This is a genomic window from Leifsonia sp. RCC_180, from assembly GCF_058138205.1.
The window spans coordinates 2658595-2672649 of the sequence record NZ_CP200340.1; the positions used below are offsets into that span (position 1 = coordinate 2658595).

At 68.5% G+C, this 14055-nt stretch carries 16 protein-coding genes; 2 read left to right on the top strand and 14 right to left on the bottom strand.

All coding sequences use genetic code 11. From position 1 onward, the window contains the following. Position 1: 1 nt before the first annotated feature. The 13 genes from AB7E03_RS13115 to AB7E03_RS13175 form a co-directional block, all read right to left on the bottom strand. On the bottom strand, positions 2-1912 hold the full coding sequence (locus tag AB7E03_RS13115) for a bifunctional copper resistance protein CopD/cytochrome c oxidase assembly protein (protein ID WP_489942912.1): 1911 nt from the start codon (positions 1910-1912) through the stop codon (positions 2-4). A gap of 179 nt (positions 1913-2091) precedes the next feature. Beyond that, positions 2092-2376, bottom strand: coding sequence for an HU family DNA-binding protein (locus AB7E03_RS13120; protein ID WP_090039575.1), 285 nt, complete (start codon positions 2374-2376; stop codon positions 2092-2094). Positions 2377-2621: 245 nt separating this feature from the next. After that, a complete protein-coding gene (rpsN, locus tag AB7E03_RS13125) occupies positions 2622-2927 on the bottom strand; it encodes a 30S ribosomal protein S14 (protein ID WP_441784213.1) in 306 nt (101 codons plus the stop codon). 2 nt (positions 2928-2929) lie between these two features. Further along, on the bottom strand, positions 2930-3097 hold the full coding sequence (rpmG, locus tag AB7E03_RS13130; protein ID WP_021760158.1) for a 50S ribosomal protein L33: 168 nt from the start codon (positions 3095-3097) through the stop codon (positions 2930-2932). Next, positions 3097-3333 (bottom strand): 50S ribosomal protein L28, encoded by a 237-nt coding sequence (gene rpmB, locus AB7E03_RS13135; RefSeq protein ID WP_441784214.1) that lies wholly within the window; start codon positions 3331-3333, stop codon positions 3097-3099. Before rpmB ends, rpmG begins: the two co-directional genes overlap by 1 nt. 137 nt (positions 3334-3470) lie before the next feature. After that, positions 3471-3887 (bottom strand): Fur family transcriptional regulator, encoded by a 417-nt coding sequence (locus AB7E03_RS13140; RefSeq protein WP_441784215.1) that lies wholly within the window; start codon positions 3885-3887, stop codon positions 3471-3473. 6 nt (positions 3888-3893) lie between these two features. Continuing rightward, positions 3894-4784, bottom strand: coding sequence for a metal ABC transporter permease (locus AB7E03_RS13145; protein WP_489941832.1), 891 nt, complete (start codon positions 4782-4784; stop codon positions 3894-3896). Further along, positions 4781-5641, bottom strand: coding sequence for a metal ABC transporter ATP-binding protein (locus tag AB7E03_RS13150; protein WP_489941833.1), 861 nt, complete (start codon positions 5639-5641; stop codon positions 4781-4783). The genes AB7E03_RS13145 and AB7E03_RS13150 overlap by 4 nt, the downstream gene beginning before the upstream one ends. Next, entirely contained in the window at positions 5638-6546 is a 909-nt protein-coding gene (locus tag AB7E03_RS13155; protein WP_489941834.1) for a metal ABC transporter solute-binding protein, Zn/Mn family, read from the bottom strand. The genes AB7E03_RS13150 and AB7E03_RS13155 overlap by 4 nt, the downstream gene beginning before the upstream one ends. A 105-nt stretch (positions 6547-6651) precedes the next feature. Then, positions 6652-8085 (bottom strand): dihydrolipoamide acetyltransferase family protein, encoded by a 1434-nt coding sequence (locus AB7E03_RS13160; protein ID WP_489941835.1) that lies wholly within the window; start codon positions 8083-8085, stop codon positions 6652-6654. Positions 8086-8148: 63 nt separating this feature from the next. Beyond that, the gene (locus tag AB7E03_RS13165) at positions 8149-9108 is read right to left on the bottom strand and encodes an alpha-ketoacid dehydrogenase subunit beta (protein ID WP_489942913.1); all 960 of its coding nucleotides are present in this window, start codon (positions 9106-9108) and stop codon (positions 8149-8151) included. A 407-nt stretch (positions 9109-9515) separates the two neighbouring features. Then, on the bottom strand, positions 9516-10655 hold the full coding sequence (locus tag AB7E03_RS13170; protein WP_441784220.1) for a thiamine pyrophosphate-dependent dehydrogenase E1 component subunit alpha: 1140 nt from the start codon (positions 10653-10655) through the stop codon (positions 9516-9518). Between the two features lie 4 nt (positions 10656-10659). Next, positions 10660-11769, bottom strand: coding sequence for a pyridoxal phosphate-dependent aminotransferase (locus tag AB7E03_RS13175; RefSeq protein ID WP_489941836.1), 1110 nt, complete (start codon positions 11767-11769; stop codon positions 10660-10662). 118 nt (positions 11770-11887) lie between these two features. On the opposite strand from AB7E03_RS13175, the gene AB7E03_RS13180 reads away from it, so the two are divergent. Together AB7E03_RS13180 and purB are read left to right on the top strand one after the other, a co-directional pair. Continuing rightward, positions 11888-12274, top strand: a complete 387-nt coding sequence (locus AB7E03_RS13180) for a phage holin family protein (RefSeq protein WP_489941837.1) — start codon at positions 11888-11890, stop codon at positions 12272-12274. A 69-nt stretch (positions 12275-12343) separates the two neighbouring features. Continuing rightward, positions 12344-13723 carry an adenylosuccinate lyase gene (gene purB / locus AB7E03_RS13185; RefSeq protein ID WP_441784224.1) on the top strand — a complete coding sequence of 460 codons (1380 nt, stop codon included), beginning with the start codon at positions 12344-12346 and terminating at the stop codon, positions 13721-13723. A gap of 26 nt (positions 13724-13749) precedes the next feature. Here the strand turns inward: purB and AB7E03_RS13190 are convergent, their stop codons facing one another. Further along, positions 13750-14052 carry a hypothetical protein gene (locus AB7E03_RS13190; RefSeq protein WP_489941838.1) on the bottom strand — a complete coding sequence of 101 codons (303 nt, stop codon included), beginning with the start codon at positions 14050-14052 and terminating at the stop codon, positions 13750-13752. Between the last annotated feature and the right edge of the window lie 3 nt (positions 14053-14055).

A 14055-nucleotide genomic window follows, 5' to 3' on the forward strand; every position in this document is an offset into this window, starting at 1 on the left:
GCTAGCGCGAGACGCGGTCGCGGTCGGCCATGCGGGCGAGCCGCTCGTTGTACGCCTGCAGCTCGGCGTCTCCCGTGCGGTCGGCGTTGCGGTCCTGTCGCTTGGTCTCGCGCTCATCGCTCCGGCTCCACTGGATGGCGACCACGATCGCCAGGATCACCGTCGGGATCTCGCCGATGCTCCAGGCGATGCCGCCGCCCGCCTGCTGGTCGACCAGCGGCGAGTCGCCCCAGGTGCGGCCCATCGCTCCGAACCAGTCGGCGAGGAGCAGCCCGTGCATCTGCATGATCGACAGGCCGAAGAAGGCGTGGAACGCCATCGTGAGCAGCAGCAGGAGCAGCCGGAACGGGTACGCCAGCCGGTACTTCACCGGGTCGATGCCGATCAGCGACTGCACGAACAGGTACCCCGTGATGAGGAAGTGGACGATCATCCACTCGTGCCCGATGTGGTCGGTCGTCGCCCAGCGGATCACGGGCGTGTAGTAGAACACCCAGAGCGAGCCGGCGAAGAGGATCGCCGCGACGATCGGGTTGGAGATGACCCCGGCGAAGCGGGAGTGCACCGCCAGCAGCAGCCATTCCCGGCCGCCGCGCGAGCCGTCACGGCGCTTGCGGATCGCCCGCGCGGCGAGCGTCACCGGCGCACCGGGCACGAGCAGCAGCGGGACGCCCATCGTCAGCACCATGTGCGCCGACATGTGCGCCGAGAAGAGGTACTTCTCGTATACGTTGACGCCGCCGTTGGTGACGTAGAAGAGCAGGACGATGCCCAGAGTCCACAGGATCGTGCGGTAGATCGGCCATTTGTCGCCCCGTCGCCGCAACCGCCACACCGCGGCGAAGTAGAAGAAGAGGGCGAAGGCGCAGGCGAGCACCCAGAGCAGGTCGAAGTTCCAGGAGGTGAACAGCCGATCGAACGAGAGTGCGGGCGGCAGCTTCTCGCCGGTCAGGATCTCGGCGGGCGTCGGTGTCGCAGCGCGCGTCTCGGGGACCGGCGTGACGGTGCGAGCGAGCGCCGCGGCCACACCCGAGGCGATGCCCATGAAGGCGAGCTCCGCCACGACGATCCACCAGAAGCTGCGTGTCTCGCCCGTCGTCTTCAACCGGCCGATCAGGAAGCGGCGCTGGGTCAGGCCGAACAGGCCGAGCGCCACCAGAGCGGCGACCTTGACCAGCACCAGGATGCCGTACGGCGTCGCGAGCTCGGCGAGCGTCCCCACGCGCAGCTCGGCATTCACGTAGCCGGACGCGGCCACGACGATGAAGCAGATGAGGGCGACCGTGGAGTAGCGCTCGAGGACCGTGAGCAGCCTCCCCTTCCCGAAGGTGTGCTTGACGACGATCAGCGTCACCAGACCGCCGAGCCAGATCGCGGCGAACAGCACGTGCAGGCCGAACGACGTCACCGCAGCATCGTGCCCGGCCGCCTCGGCACTGTGACCCTGCTGCGCCATCGGGACGACGGTCGCCATCGCCAACAGCGTGACGAAGACGATCGCGGTCTGGTTGCGGACCGCGAAGCACAGCACGGTGACGGCCGCGGCGATCAGTGTGATGCCCAGCCACGCCTGGCCGAGCGAGACGCTGGTGATGAACGAGCTGAGCCCGTTGCTGAAGGTGGCGTCGAACGACCACGGCACGTTCGAGACGCTGACGAAGGTGAACAGTCCGGTCGCGGCGGAGGCGACCGTCATGACCGCAGCGCTCCCAGCGGCGAAGTCGAGCGCAGTGCCGTACTCATCGCGGTCAGGACTGAACGCGAAGCACGCCAGGACCAGTGCACCGACCGTGCCGGCCAGGCTGAGATTGACCACGAGCGTCGCCGCGGGGAGACCCCAGCGCACCAGCGCGCCCGGGTCGGCCAGGAGAGGAGCAGACGCCCCGCCGCCGAACGCGAGGGCGGCCATCATCGCCACCGCAGCCGCCAGGAGCAGCACGGCGGGGCCGATCACGCGGAAGATTCGTGGCACCCGTCAAGCCTACGTCTCCGGCCCTGGACGGCCGCCCACAGCAGGGCTCCGGAGCACTCGGATACGACGAAGGCGGCCCCGCGAATCGCGGAGCCGCCTTCGGGCAAAGCTGGGAACGACTACTTGACGGCAGCCTTGAGCTTCGAGCCCGCGGTCAGCTTGACGCGGTGGCCGGCCGGGATGGAGATCTCGGCGCCGGTCTGCGGGTTGCGGCCGGTGCGGGCAGCGGTCTCGCTGCGCTCGGCGGCGAGCCAACCCGGGATGGTGACCTTGCCACCCTTGGCGACGGTCTCGCTGATGGTGCTGAAGAACGCGTCGACGACGCTCGAGACGGTCGCCTGGCTCTGACCCGACGCCGCAGCGACGGCGGCAACGAGCTCGGTCTTGTTCAGGTTGTCAGCCATAAAGTGTCCTCCTCGGACCTTGTGCTGGATTACAGCTATCTTGTGGAACGGTTGAGGCCACGCAGGGCCGTAACGTTTGGTCGGTCGACCGCCTCGAATGTATCAGAAACCCGCAGAAAGACGCGGATTTTCGGCCCCTTTATCGCACATCGGGTGCGATCTGCGACATCCGGTCGTCCACCCGGTACGACGAAGGGGCGCCCGGCCGAAGCCGGACGCCCCCTCGAGACGCATGTCGCGCTGGATTACCAGCTCGACTTGGTGATGCCGGGCAGCTCGCCGCGGTGCGCCATGTCACGGAACCGGACACGCGAGATACCGAACTTGCTGAGGTTTCCGCGGGGACGGCCGTCGACGGCGTCGCGGTTGCGGACGCGGATCGGCGAGGCGTCGCGGGGGAGCTTCTGCAGGCCGAGGCGGGCGGCCTCGCGCGACTCGTCGGACCCGTTCGGGTCGACGAGGGCCTTCTTGAGCTCGGCGCGCTTGGTGGCGTAGCGCGCGACGACGACCTTGCGCTGCTCGTTCTTGGCGATCTTGGACTTCTTGGCCATGATTAACGCTCCTCTCGGAAGTCGACGTGCTTGCGCACTACGGGGTCGTACTTCTTGAGCACGAGGCGGTCGGGGTTGTTACGACGGTTCTTGCGGGTCACGTAGGTGTACCCGGTGCCGGCCGTCGAACGGAGCTTGATGATCGGACGGATGTCCTGCTGCTTCGCCATTAGATCTTCTCCCCACGGGCCAGGAGGTCCTTGACCACGGACTCGATGCCACGGGCGTCGATGACCTTGATGCCCTTGGCGCTCAGGGTCAGGGTGACGTTACGGCGAAGGGACGGAACGTAGTACGTCTTCTTCTGGATGTTCGGGTCGAACCGGCGCTTGGTGCGACGGTGCGAGTGCGAGATGGCGTGACCGAAGCCGGGAACGGCTCCAGTCACCTGGCACACTGCTGCCATTGGTTTCTTCTCCAATACCGTGGAACCGATTGGTTCCACCCAAGGTCACTTGTCGGCATGCGACTTCCCCACCGATTTCGAGAGGGGGTTTCGCATACGATCCGAGTGGGGGAGGCCCACTCAGCCAAACATCTATGCTACGGCATGGATGCGGAGGCAGCCAAATCGCTCTTCGCCGTGCACGACGCGCAAAGCCCGAAGACGTCGACGACGTGCTGAGCCTGCGTGAAGCCGTGCGCTGCGGCCGCCTGGCGGGCCCACTCCTCGACGGCGTCCGCCTCGATCTCCACCGTCAGCCCGCAGTTGCGGCAGATCAGGTGGTGGTGGTGGCCGGTGGTGCACGCCCGGTAGAGGCTCTCGCCCTCCGGCGACTGCAGCGAGTCGGCGTCGCCCTCGGACGCCAGGTCGGAGAGCGCCCGGTAGACCGTCGCCAACCCGATGGGCGAGCCTGCCTCGTGGAGGCTCATGTGGAGTCCTTGCGCGCTGATGAAGCCCTCCGTCGAGGTCAGAGCCTCGCGGACGGCCTCCCGCTGCCAGGTGTTGCGCTTCACCATCCCAGGTTAACCCGCCTGGCTCACGAGTGGCCGTGAGGCCGTGACCGAACCGCGGCGGCGCGCACGGCGGCCTCCCGCGATCCGGCAGACGACGTAGATGAGGAACGAGATCGTCGTCACATACGGGCTGATCGGGAGGGCGCTGCCGAGCGCGAGCATGATGCCGCCCACGACGGAGACCAGCGCGAACAGCACGCTGAGGATGGGCACCCCGAGCGGTGACGACGAGATGCGCATGGCGGCTGCCGCCGGAGTCACCAGCAGCGACAGGACCAGCAGCGCACCGACGATCTGCACGGACACCGCGACCGCGAGGCCCAGCAGCACCATGAACGCCAGCGCGACGAACCCGGTCGGCACGCCGCGCGAGGCGGCGACATCCGCATCCAGACTGTCGAAGGTCAACGGCCGCCACATCAGCAGCAGCGCGATGAGGACGATCGCACCGATCGTGAGCAGCCAGCCCAGCTGGGGGTCGTCGACAGACACGATCTGTCCGGTCAGCAAGCCGAACTTATTGGCGCTTCGGCCGGGATACAGCGCCAGCGCGAGGATGCCGAGCCCGAGCCCGAAGGGCATCAGCACGGCGATGATCGAGTTCCGGTCCCGCGCCTTGGCTCCGAGCAGACCGATCAGGATGGCCGCGACGAGCGAACCGACGAGGGACCCCGCGACGACGTTCACCCCGAAGAGCAGGGCGATCGCGGCGCCGGCGAACGAGAGCTCGCTGATGCCGTGCACGGCGAAAGCCATGTCACGCTGCATCACGAACACGCCGATCAGGCCGCCGACGACACCCAGCACAGCCCCCGCGAAGATCGAGTTCTTCACCAGGAGCAGCAACTCGCCGTAGTCGGTGAAGTCGAACAGCTGCTGCCACACGTCGAGATGCATCATGCTGCCGGCTCCGGATGTGTCTCGCGTGTGTGCGCGTGGTGGTCGTGAGTCTCGGCGTCCGGGATGCCGACCACGACGATCCGTCCGCGGCTGCGGATCACGTCGACGGGCGTCCCGTACAGATCGGTCAGCACGTCGCTGCGCAGCACCTCATCGGGCGTCCCGGTGCGGAACCGGCCGCCGGCCAGGTACAGGACGCGGTCCACCATCCCGAGCACCGGGTTCACGTCGTGCGTGACGAAGACCACGGCGCTGTCGTGTTCGCGTCTCCGCCGGTCGATCAACTCGCTGACGCCGCGCTGATGCTGCAGGTCGAGCGACAGCAGCGGTTCGTCGCACAGCAGCAGCGCGGGGTCGCCGGCGAGCGCCTGTGCCACGCGCAACCGCTGCTGCTCGCCACCCGACAGGGAGCCGACAGCCGCCTCCGCGTAGCGGCGAGCGCCGACGGCGTCGATCAGCCGGTCGACCTGGGCCCGGTCGTCGCGGCGGGGGAGCGGAAGGCCCCAACGGTGCCCGTTCACACCGAGCGCCACGAGGTCTCGGGCGCGCATCGGCGTGCCCGCCGGGATGAGCTTCTGCTGCGGGATGTAGCCGATGCGGCGGTCGCCGCGGCGCACGGGATGCCCCTCGAAGGCGATCTCGCCGCCGTCCAGGTGCTGCTGCCCGAGGATCGTGCGCAGCAGGCTGGTCTTGCCGGAGCCGTTGGGTCCGAGCACGGCGACGAACTCGCCCGCGTGCACGTCCAGGTCGAGCCCGCTCCACAGGGTGCGGTCGCCGAAGCCGAGGGAGGCGTCGCGGAGCCGGAGCACGACGTCGCGCGTCTCCGGGGCGGGCATGCGCTCGAGCGGCTCGCTCATGATGCCAGCGCCTTGCCGACGGCATCCACGTTGGCCCGCATCCAGCCGATGTAGTGCTCGCCGGCGGGAAGCGTCTCGGTGACCGGCACGACCGGGATGTCCGCGTGCTTGGCCGCGGCGAGCACTCGCTCGGTCTCCGCGCCGGTGGTCTGCTCGTTGTAGGCGAGCAGCTTCACGCGGTGGTTGGTGAACAGCGCCAGCGTGTCCCGTAGGACCATGGGGGAGACGTCGTTCTCGTCCTCGATCGCCTTGCTGAACGCGGCGGGCGTCTTGTCGACCAGGCCGACCGCATCCAACAGGTACAGGGGCACCGGTTCGGTGATCGCGACGCCCTCACCGGCGTAGTCCGCCTTCAGCTTCGCTTCGGAGCTCTCCAGACCGGCGAGGTCCTGCGTGAAGGCGGCCGCGTTCTTCTCAAAGGTCGCCGTCTGCGACGGGTCGGCCTTCGCCAGCGCGGCTTCCAGCGCGTCCGCGAGTTTCCGGACACTCGGGAAGTCGTACCAGATGTGCTCGTTGAGCTCGCCGCCGACCGCTTTCTTGCCCGAGAGGTCGACGACGTTCAGGACGCTCGCCGCCTTGTTGCCGGCGCCCTTCAGCAGGGTCTGCATGAATTCGTCGTAGCCGCCGCCGTTCTCGATGACGATGTCGGCCTTGGAGACGGCGAGCTGGTTCTGCGCGCTGGCCTCGAACGAGTGCGGATCTTGGGCGGGGTCCGACATGAGGGAGGTGACGTGCACGGCGTCGCCGCCGATGGTGGCCGCGATGTCGCCGTACACATTGGTGCTGGCGACGACGCGGATGACGCCGTCGTCGGATCCAGCCGACGACGGTGCGGAGCAGCCGGCGAGCGCCACGATCGTGGCGGCCCCGACCGCGAGGGCGGAGACGAGAGAACGCGTCTTCATGGGTGAGCCTGTCTAAGTCGCGAACGACACAAGAGGGTGCACCCGCGGGCGCGGGCACCGGCTCACATTACGGCTTATTGAAAATGATTGTCAAATTCAAGTCGTTCAGTCGAGCAGGAGCGCCGGCTCCTCGATGATGGATGCGACATCTGCCAGGAACCGGGAGGCGACATCCCCATCGACGACGCGGTGGTCGAACGACGCGCCGAGCGTCGTGACGAAGCGTGGGCGCACCTCGCCGTCGACCACCCACGGCTTCTGCTTGATCGTGCCGAGCGCCACGATGCCGACCTCGCCCGGGTTCAGGATGGGCGTGCCCGTGTCCATCCCGAACACACCGATGTTCGTGATCGTGATGGTGCCGCCGTTCATGTCGGCGGGCGGCGTCTTGCCGTCGCGGGCCGTCAGGGTGAGCTGCTCGAGCGCCTTCGCGAGCTCGAGCAGAGTCATGCCCTGAGCCTCCTTGATGTTCGGGACGATGAGGCCGCGCGGCGTCGCCGCGGCGATGCCGAGGTTCACGTAGTGGCGGACGATGATCTCCTCGTCGGTCCACGACGAGTTCACCATGGGGTTGCGGCGCACCGCCCAGATGATGGCCTTCGCCATGATCAGCAGGGGCGACACCTTCACCCCGCCGAAGTCGGCCGAGTTCTTGAGGCGCTTGACGAACTCCATGGTGCGGGTCGCATCCACGTCGACGAACAGACTGACGTGCGGAGCGGTGAACGCGCTCGACGTCATCGCGTTGGCGATGGCCTTGCGCACACCCTTGACCGGGATGCGGTCCTCGCGGTCGTCCGGCCACTCCGGGGTCTGCAGGTTGCGGAACACCGTGACCTGGGTGGCCTCGCGGAGTACGTCGTCACGGGTCACGTCGCCGATCGGGCCGGTCGGCGTGACCGCGCTGATGTCGACGCCGAGGTCCTTCGCCAGCTTGCGGATCGGTGGCTTGGCGACGACCGGGCCGGACGGACGGCCCACGGTGGGCTGCGTGGCCGACGCGGACTGGGCGGGTGCCGGCCGAGCAGCTGCGGGCGCGGGCGCCGGAGACGATGGTGGTGCGGTCGGAGCAGCGGACGGCGCGGGCTGCGCGATGGACCCCGAGAATGAGACCGGGAGCGAACCGGTTCCGGGATGCGTCACCCGGCGCCGACGGCTGGACCCGTGTCCGGCGGAGCCGTAGCCGACGAGCACGGCGCCGGCCTTCGGCTCCTCCTCGTGCGACACCGTCGCCGCGGCGTCCGCCGCGACCTCCTCGGCGGGTTCCGGCTCCGGAGCCGGAGTTGCGGGGGCCTGGCCGCCGGCCGTGACGGTGAAGATCGGGGTGCCGACCTCGACCGTCTGACCCTCGGCGACCAGCAGTTCACTCACGGTGCCCTCGAACGGCGACGGCAGTTCGACCAGCGACTTGGCGGTCTCGATCTCGACGATGACCTGATTGACGGCCACCGGTTCGCCAGGCGCGACCTTCCACGCGACGATCTCCGCCTCGGTCAGACCCTCGCCCACATCGGGCAGGAGGAACTGGGACTCGCTCATGTGCGGCTTCTCTCTGTCAATTTCTCGCGCCGGGTCGTTGTTGCGCGTCGTCCGGTGCGGGCTTCAGTACGCCAGCGCGCGGTCGACGGCCTCGAGGATGCGGTCGGCGTCGGGGAGGTACGTCTCTTCAAGCTTCGCCGGCGGGAACGGGACGTCGAACCCGGCGACGCGCAGCACCGGCGACTCCAGCGAGTAGAACGCCTTCTCGGCGACCGTCGCCGCCACCTCGGAGCCGACCGAGACGTTGCCCGGCGCCTCCTGCGCGATGATCAGTCTCCCGGTCTTCTGCACCGAGGCGATGACGGGCCCGTAGTCGATCGGGGAGAGCGAGCGCAGGTCGATGACCTCGAGGCTGCGTCCCTCTTCTGCCGCCAGCTCGGCGGCACGGAGCGCGACGCTGACCATCCCGGCCCAGGCGACGATCGTCGCGTCGGTTCCGGTCCGCACCACTCGGCTGGCGTGCAGTGGCGTGGGGTTCTCCACCAGGTCGACCTCGCCCTTTGGCCAGTACCGGCTCATCGGCTCGAAGAAGACGATCGGGTCGTCTGAGCGGATCGCCTCCTGGATCATCCAGTACGCGTCGTGCGGGGTCGACGGCGCGACGACCCGGAGCCCCGCGGTGTGCGCGAAGTACGCCTCCGGAGCCTCCTGGTGGTGCTCCACGGCGCCGATGTGTCCACCGTGCGGGATGCGGATGACGACGGGGAACTTCATCCGCCCGCTGTGCCGGTTCGTCATCTTCGCCAGCTGCGTGGTGATCTGGTCGAACCCGGGGAAGACGAAGCCGTTGAACTGGATCTCGACCACCGGTCGGTAGCCGCGCATCGCCAGGCCGATCGCCGAGCCGATGATCCCGGCCTCCGCGAGCGGGGTGTCCATGACACGCTGCGGACCGAACTCCTTCTGCAACCCTTCGGTCACCCGGAAGACACCGCCGAGCGGGCCGATGTCCTCGCCCATCAGGAGCACGCGAGGGTCGTCGGCGAGCGCGCGCCGGAGCCCGGCGTTGAGCGCCTTGACCATCGGCAGCGACTGGATGCGGGGCTCGGGAGCGATGGGAGGGGCCGGCGACTCTTCGGCGGGGGCCTCGTCGTGCTCCGCTGCCGCGGCATCCTCCCCGACCTCGGCAGACGCCTGCGTGTCCGCCTGAGCGGTGGTGGCCGCAGCCTCCCCATCCTGCTCCGGCCCGATCTGCTCGGGCGCCGCTTCGTCATCGACCACGAACTCGCGCGTCCACTCCTGCTCGGCGACGTGCTCTTCGAGCACGCGAGCATCCGGATCGCTCTCGATGATCTCGACGACGTCGATCGCCTGGGTATCGAGCGACGCGCTATCCGTGCGCGTCTCGGCCGACTGCGTGTCCGTGCGGTCGCCGTCCTGCTCCTCGATCAGCTCGGCCTCGACGTATTCGGCCTCGCTCCTCACGTCGCTCATGCGTCACCTCCGAACGATGCCTCGTAGTCTTCGATCCATCGCCGCTGCTCGTCGGTCAGGGGATGCGGCTCACTGTAGACGTGCTCGAACATCGACGCGACGGACGGCGGCGTCAGCTCGAGGGTGCGCCGGCGGATGTCGGCGGCCAGGTCGGCCCCCTCCTCGTCCGCGCTGTCGAAGAACGCCTGCCCGACGCCCTGCTCCTCGAGGAACACGCGGAACCGCAGGATCGGGTCGCGCTCGGCCCAGTAGGCCGTCTCCTCGTCGGTGCGGTACTTACTCGGGTCGTCGCTCGAGGTGTGGGCGCCCATGCGGTAGGTGAGCGCCTCGATCATGCTCGGCCCCTCGCCGCTACGGGCGTCGTCGAGGTGCTTGGCCGTCACCGCGTACGCCGCGAGCACATCGTTGCCGTCGATCTGCACGCCCGGGATGCCGAACCCGCTCGATCGCAGGTAGAGCGGCGTGCGCGACTGCGTGCTCACCGGCACGGAGATCGCCCAGTGGTTGTTCTGGAGGAAGAAGACCTGGGGGGTCTGGTAGCTCGCAGCGAAGACGTAGGCCTCATTGACGTCGCCCTGACTGGTGGCGCCGTCGCCGAAGTACACGATCGACGCTTCATCCTGCGTCGGATCACCGGTGCCGACCTTGCCGTCGAGCTTCATGCCCATCGCATAGCCGGTCGCGTGGAGGGTCTGCGACCCGATGACGAGCGTGTAGAGGTGGAAGTTGCCGACCGCGGGGTCCGTCGGGTCCCATCCACCGTGCGTCGTGCCGCGCAGAAGCCCGATGATGCCGATCGGATCGATGCCACGCACCATGCCGACGACGTGCTCGCGGTACGAGGGGAACAGGTGGTCCTGGGGCCGCGCTGCGCGGGCCGAGCCGACCTGCGCGCCCTCCTGGCCGCGGCTCGGCACCCAGAGACCGAGCTGGCCCTGGCGCTGCAGGTTGGCCCCTTCGTTGTCGAGCGCGCGCACGTTGACCATGTCGCGGTAGAAACGGCGGTAGTCGTTCTCGTCGAGCCGCTCCAGGTACGGGAGGTACTCGGCCGACGTCTCGCTCGGCTGGAACCGGCCGTCTGCGGTGAGCAGCTGGACGGTGTTCGCCGGGCGCGGGATCTCGTTCGTCGCAGCCACCGTACTAACCTAACCGCTTGCCCGGGTGGCCATTTGGTAGGTTCTGCACAAGATGCGCGGCGACCTGCAGGAGTTTCTCCACAGATTCTTCCTCGCCGACGCTGATCCGGATTCCCTCCGGCGGAAACGCACGAACCGTGAGCCCGGCGTCGAAGAAGGCGTCGTTCGCCGCGACGGTCTGCTCACCGGTCGCGAGCCAGACGAAGTTGCCCTGCGCCTCGGGCACCGCCCAGCCCTGCTCGATCAGAGCGTCGCGAAGCCGGTCGCGGAGCATCGCCACCCGGGCCACGCGCTCCATCAATTCGTCCTCCGCCGCGATGGATGCGAGCGCCGCCACACGTGACGCGTCCGTGACGGACAGCGGGATGGCAGCCGAGCGCGCCGCGGCCAGCACGGCCTGCGGCCCGACGGCGTAGCCGATGCGCAGTGCCGCGAGGCCGTACGCCTTGGAGAACGTCCGGAGCACCACGAGGTTGGGGTAGCGGGAGAGCAGCGGGATGCCATCGACGGCTGCGTCGTCGGTGACGAACTCGAAATACGCCTCATCGAGCAGCACGAGGAGGTCGGACGGCACCCGGGCCATGAACGCCTCGAAGTCGGCGGCGGTCACGATCGTGCCGGTCGGGTTGTTCGGCGTGCAGACGATCACGACGCGCGTGCGGTCGGTGATCGCGTCCGCCATCGCATCCAGGTCGTGGCTCCCGTCGGCGCGGTTCGGCACCTGCACGCTCGTCGCGCCGGTCACCGTCACCAGGCCCGGGTACGCCTCGAACGAGCGCCAGGCGTAAACGACCTCGTCGCCCACACCGGCCGCAGCGGAGATGAGCTGAGACAGCAGCGCGACCGAACCGCTGCCCAGGTGCACCTCGCCCACGCTGACGCCGTGCCGCTCGGCGAGCCGCTCGCGGAGGTCGGCGCCGCCCGCATTCGGATAGCGGTTCAATTCGCGCAGAGTCGCGGCCACCGCATCCACCACCGAAGGGAGGGGTGGGAACGGGTTCTCGTTGCTCGACAGCTTGAAACCGTCGGCCGGCGCCGGCCGCCCCTGCTTGTAGGCAGGCACAGCGACGATCTCGGGGCGCAGTCTCACGCCGAGCGTGTCATCGGAACTCACAGACCCAACTTAGCCGCGCCCGCATTCCCCGGGAGGAATTCCCTAGATCTGTGGATGGCGCCGCAGGGACTGTAGCGTCCCCCTGTACCCCACCCGCGCTCCCTGTAAGGATGAGGCCATGCGATTCCTGCTCAGACTGATCATCAACGCCGTCGCCCTGTGGCTCACGACCCTGATCGTGAGCGGGGTGACCGTGCGCCCGTACGCCGACGACACCACCGCGCTGGTCCTCACCTACCTGCTCATCGCGCTCATCTTCGGCGTCGTGAACGCCATCATCGGCACGGTGATCCGGATCATCGCCATCCCGCTGTACATCCTGACGCTGGGGCTGATCTCGCTGCTGGTCAACGCGTTCCTGCTCTTCATCGTGTCGTGGATCAGCGACGCGATCGGCTTCGGGCTGCACATCGACGGGTTCTGGTCGGGTGTGCTCGGGGCGCTCGTGCTCGGCATCATCGCGTGGCTGCTGGGGCTCATCTTCCGTCCCGCGCGACGCGACTGACGTCTGCGGCCGCCCCGCGCGTACGGGAGAATGGTCGGGTACCCGCCGCCTGATCCCGCGAGGAGCATCATGACCGCCCTGCCTCCCCAGCCGTTGAGCCCCCTGGATGGCCGCTATCGTTCCGCGGTGATCGGACTCGGCGACCACCTCTCCGAGGCCGGACTGAACCGGGCGCGGGTGCAGGTCGAGGTGGAGTGGCTGCTCTTCCTGACCGAGCGCAGGATGTTCGGCTCGTCACCGCTCACCGACGAGCAGAAGCGCGGGCTGAGGGCTCTCGCGGATGACTTCGGCCAGCCGGAGATCGACCGGCTCGCGGAGCTCGAAGCCACCACCCGGCACGACGTCAAGGCCGTCGAGTACCTCGTGCGGGAGCGTCTGCACGCGCTCGGCCTCGATTCCATCGCCGAGCTGACGCACTTCGCCGCAACGAGCGAGGACATCAACAACCTCTCCTACGCGCTGACGGTCAGCGCCGCCGTTCGGGAGTCGTGGCTTCCGAAGTTCCGCGCGGTGATCGCCGAGCTGCGGGCCCAGGCGTTGCAATACCGCGACGACGCGATGCTCGCGCGCACGCACGGTCAGCCGGCGACGCCGACGACCATGGGCAAAGAGCTCGCCGTCTTCGTCCACCGGCTCGAGCGGGTGCTGGCTCAGATCGAGGGCGGGGTGCACCTCGGCAAGTTCAGCGGTGCGACCGGCACGTTCGCCGCCCACCTGGTCGCCGACCCGGATGCCGACTGGCCCCGCCTCTCTCGCGAGTTCGTCGAGAGCCTCGGCCTCGACTGGAACCCGCTGACCACGCAGATCGAGTCGCACGACTGGCAGGCCGAGCTGTACTCGCGCATCTCGCACGCCAACCGCATCCTGCACAACCTGTGCACCGACGCCTGGACGTACATCTCCCTCGGCTACTTCCGTCAGGTCCCCGAACCGGGCGCGACCGGATCCTCCACCATGCCGCACAAGGTCAACCCGATCCGCTTCGAGAACGCGGAGGCCAACCTGGAGCTCTCCAGTGCCGTGCTGGACTCGCTCGCCGCGACGCTCGTCACCAGCCGCCTCCAGCGGGACCTCACCGACTCCACCACCCAGCGCAACATCGGCGTCGGCCTCGGGCATTCGCTGCTGGCCCTGGACAACATCGAGCGCGGGCTCGGCCAGATCACACTCGACCGCACGGCACTCGCCGACGATCTCGACGCCAACTGGGAGGTGCTCGCGGAAGCGATCCAGACGGTGATCCGTGCGGAGGTCACTGCGGGACGCTCGACGATCTCCGACCCGTACGCGCTGCTCAAGGAGCTGACGCGCGGCAAGCGGGTGGACCATGCGGCACTGACCGAGTTCGTCAACGGACTCGAGATCGGTCAGGCGGCGAAGAACCGTCTCCTCGCGCTCACTCCTGCCGGGTACGTCGGTCTGGCGTCCCAGCTGGTCGACTACCTCTAAGCCCCGAGGGGCCGGTGGGCTCCGCCTCAGTGTCCTCGCGGGCGGTCATCGCCGTCGGCGCGGTCGCGGGCGGCCTTGGCGCGCGCTTCGGCATCCTGCTCGTGGATGTCCTCCACCTCCGCCTCGGTGGGCTTGAAAGCCAGGGCGAACAGCGCAAGCAGAACCACGCTGATGATGAAGGTGACGCCGAGCGCCACGCCTGCGAGCACGAACTCGCGCGTCGCGATGAGCACGATCAGCCCGACGAAGACGGCCAGACCGCCGGAGATGCCGAGCAGTTCGAGGGGGAGGAAGCGGTCGCGCCGTGTCGGCTGGAGGTTCTGGGTCACTCG

What these genes read in the sequence shown, in the direction of transcription:
- AB7E03_RS13115 (WP_489942912.1), bottom strand. Translation starts at nt 1,912, where the DNA reads ATGATGGCCGCCCTCGCGTTCGGCGGCGGGGCGTCTGCTCCTCTCCTG.
- AB7E03_RS13120 (WP_090039575.1), bottom strand. Translation starts at nt 2,376, where the DNA reads ATGGCTGACAACCTGAACAAGACCGAGCTCGTTGCCGCCGTCGCTGCG.
- rpsN (WP_441784213.1), bottom strand. Translation starts at nt 2,927, where the DNA reads ATGGCCAAGAAGTCCAAGATCGCCAAGAACGAGCAGCGCAAGGTCGTC.
- rpmG (WP_021760158.1), bottom strand. Translation starts at nt 3,097, where the DNA reads ATGGCGAAGCAGCAGGACATCCGTCCGATCATCAAGCTCCGTTCGACG.
- rpmB (WP_441784214.1), bottom strand. Translation starts at nt 3,333, where the DNA reads ATGGCAGCAGTGTGCCAGGTGACTGGAGCCGTTCCCGGCTTCGGTCAC.
- AB7E03_RS13140 (WP_441784215.1), bottom strand. Translation starts at nt 3,887, where the DNA reads ATGGTGAAGCGCAACACCTGGCAGCGGGAGGCCGTCCGCGAGGCTCTG.
- AB7E03_RS13145 (WP_489941832.1), bottom strand. Translation starts at nt 4,784, where the DNA reads ATGATGCATCTCGACGTGTGGCAGCAGCTGTTCGACTTCACCGACTAC.
- AB7E03_RS13150 (WP_489941833.1), bottom strand. Translation starts at nt 5,641, where the DNA reads ATGAGCGAGCCGCTCGAGCGCATGCCCGCCCCGGAGACGCGCGACGTC.
- AB7E03_RS13155 (WP_489941834.1), bottom strand. Translation starts at nt 6,546, where the DNA reads ATGAAGACGCGTTCTCTCGTCTCCGCCCTCGCGGTCGGGGCCGCCACG.
- AB7E03_RS13160 (WP_489941835.1), bottom strand. Translation starts at nt 8,085, where the DNA reads ATGAGCGAGTCCCAGTTCCTCCTGCCCGATGTGGGCGAGGGTCTGACC.
- AB7E03_RS13165 (WP_489942913.1), bottom strand. Translation starts at nt 9,108, where the DNA reads ATGGTCAAGGCGCTCAACGCCGGGCTCCGGCGCGCGCTCGCCGACGAC.
- AB7E03_RS13180 (WP_489941837.1), top strand. Translation starts at nt 11,888, where the DNA reads ATGCGATTCCTGCTCAGACTGATCATCAACGCCGTCGCCCTGTGGCTC.
- purB (WP_441784224.1), top strand. Translation starts at nt 12,344, where the DNA reads ATGACCGCCCTGCCTCCCCAGCCGTTGAGCCCCCTGGATGGCCGCTAT.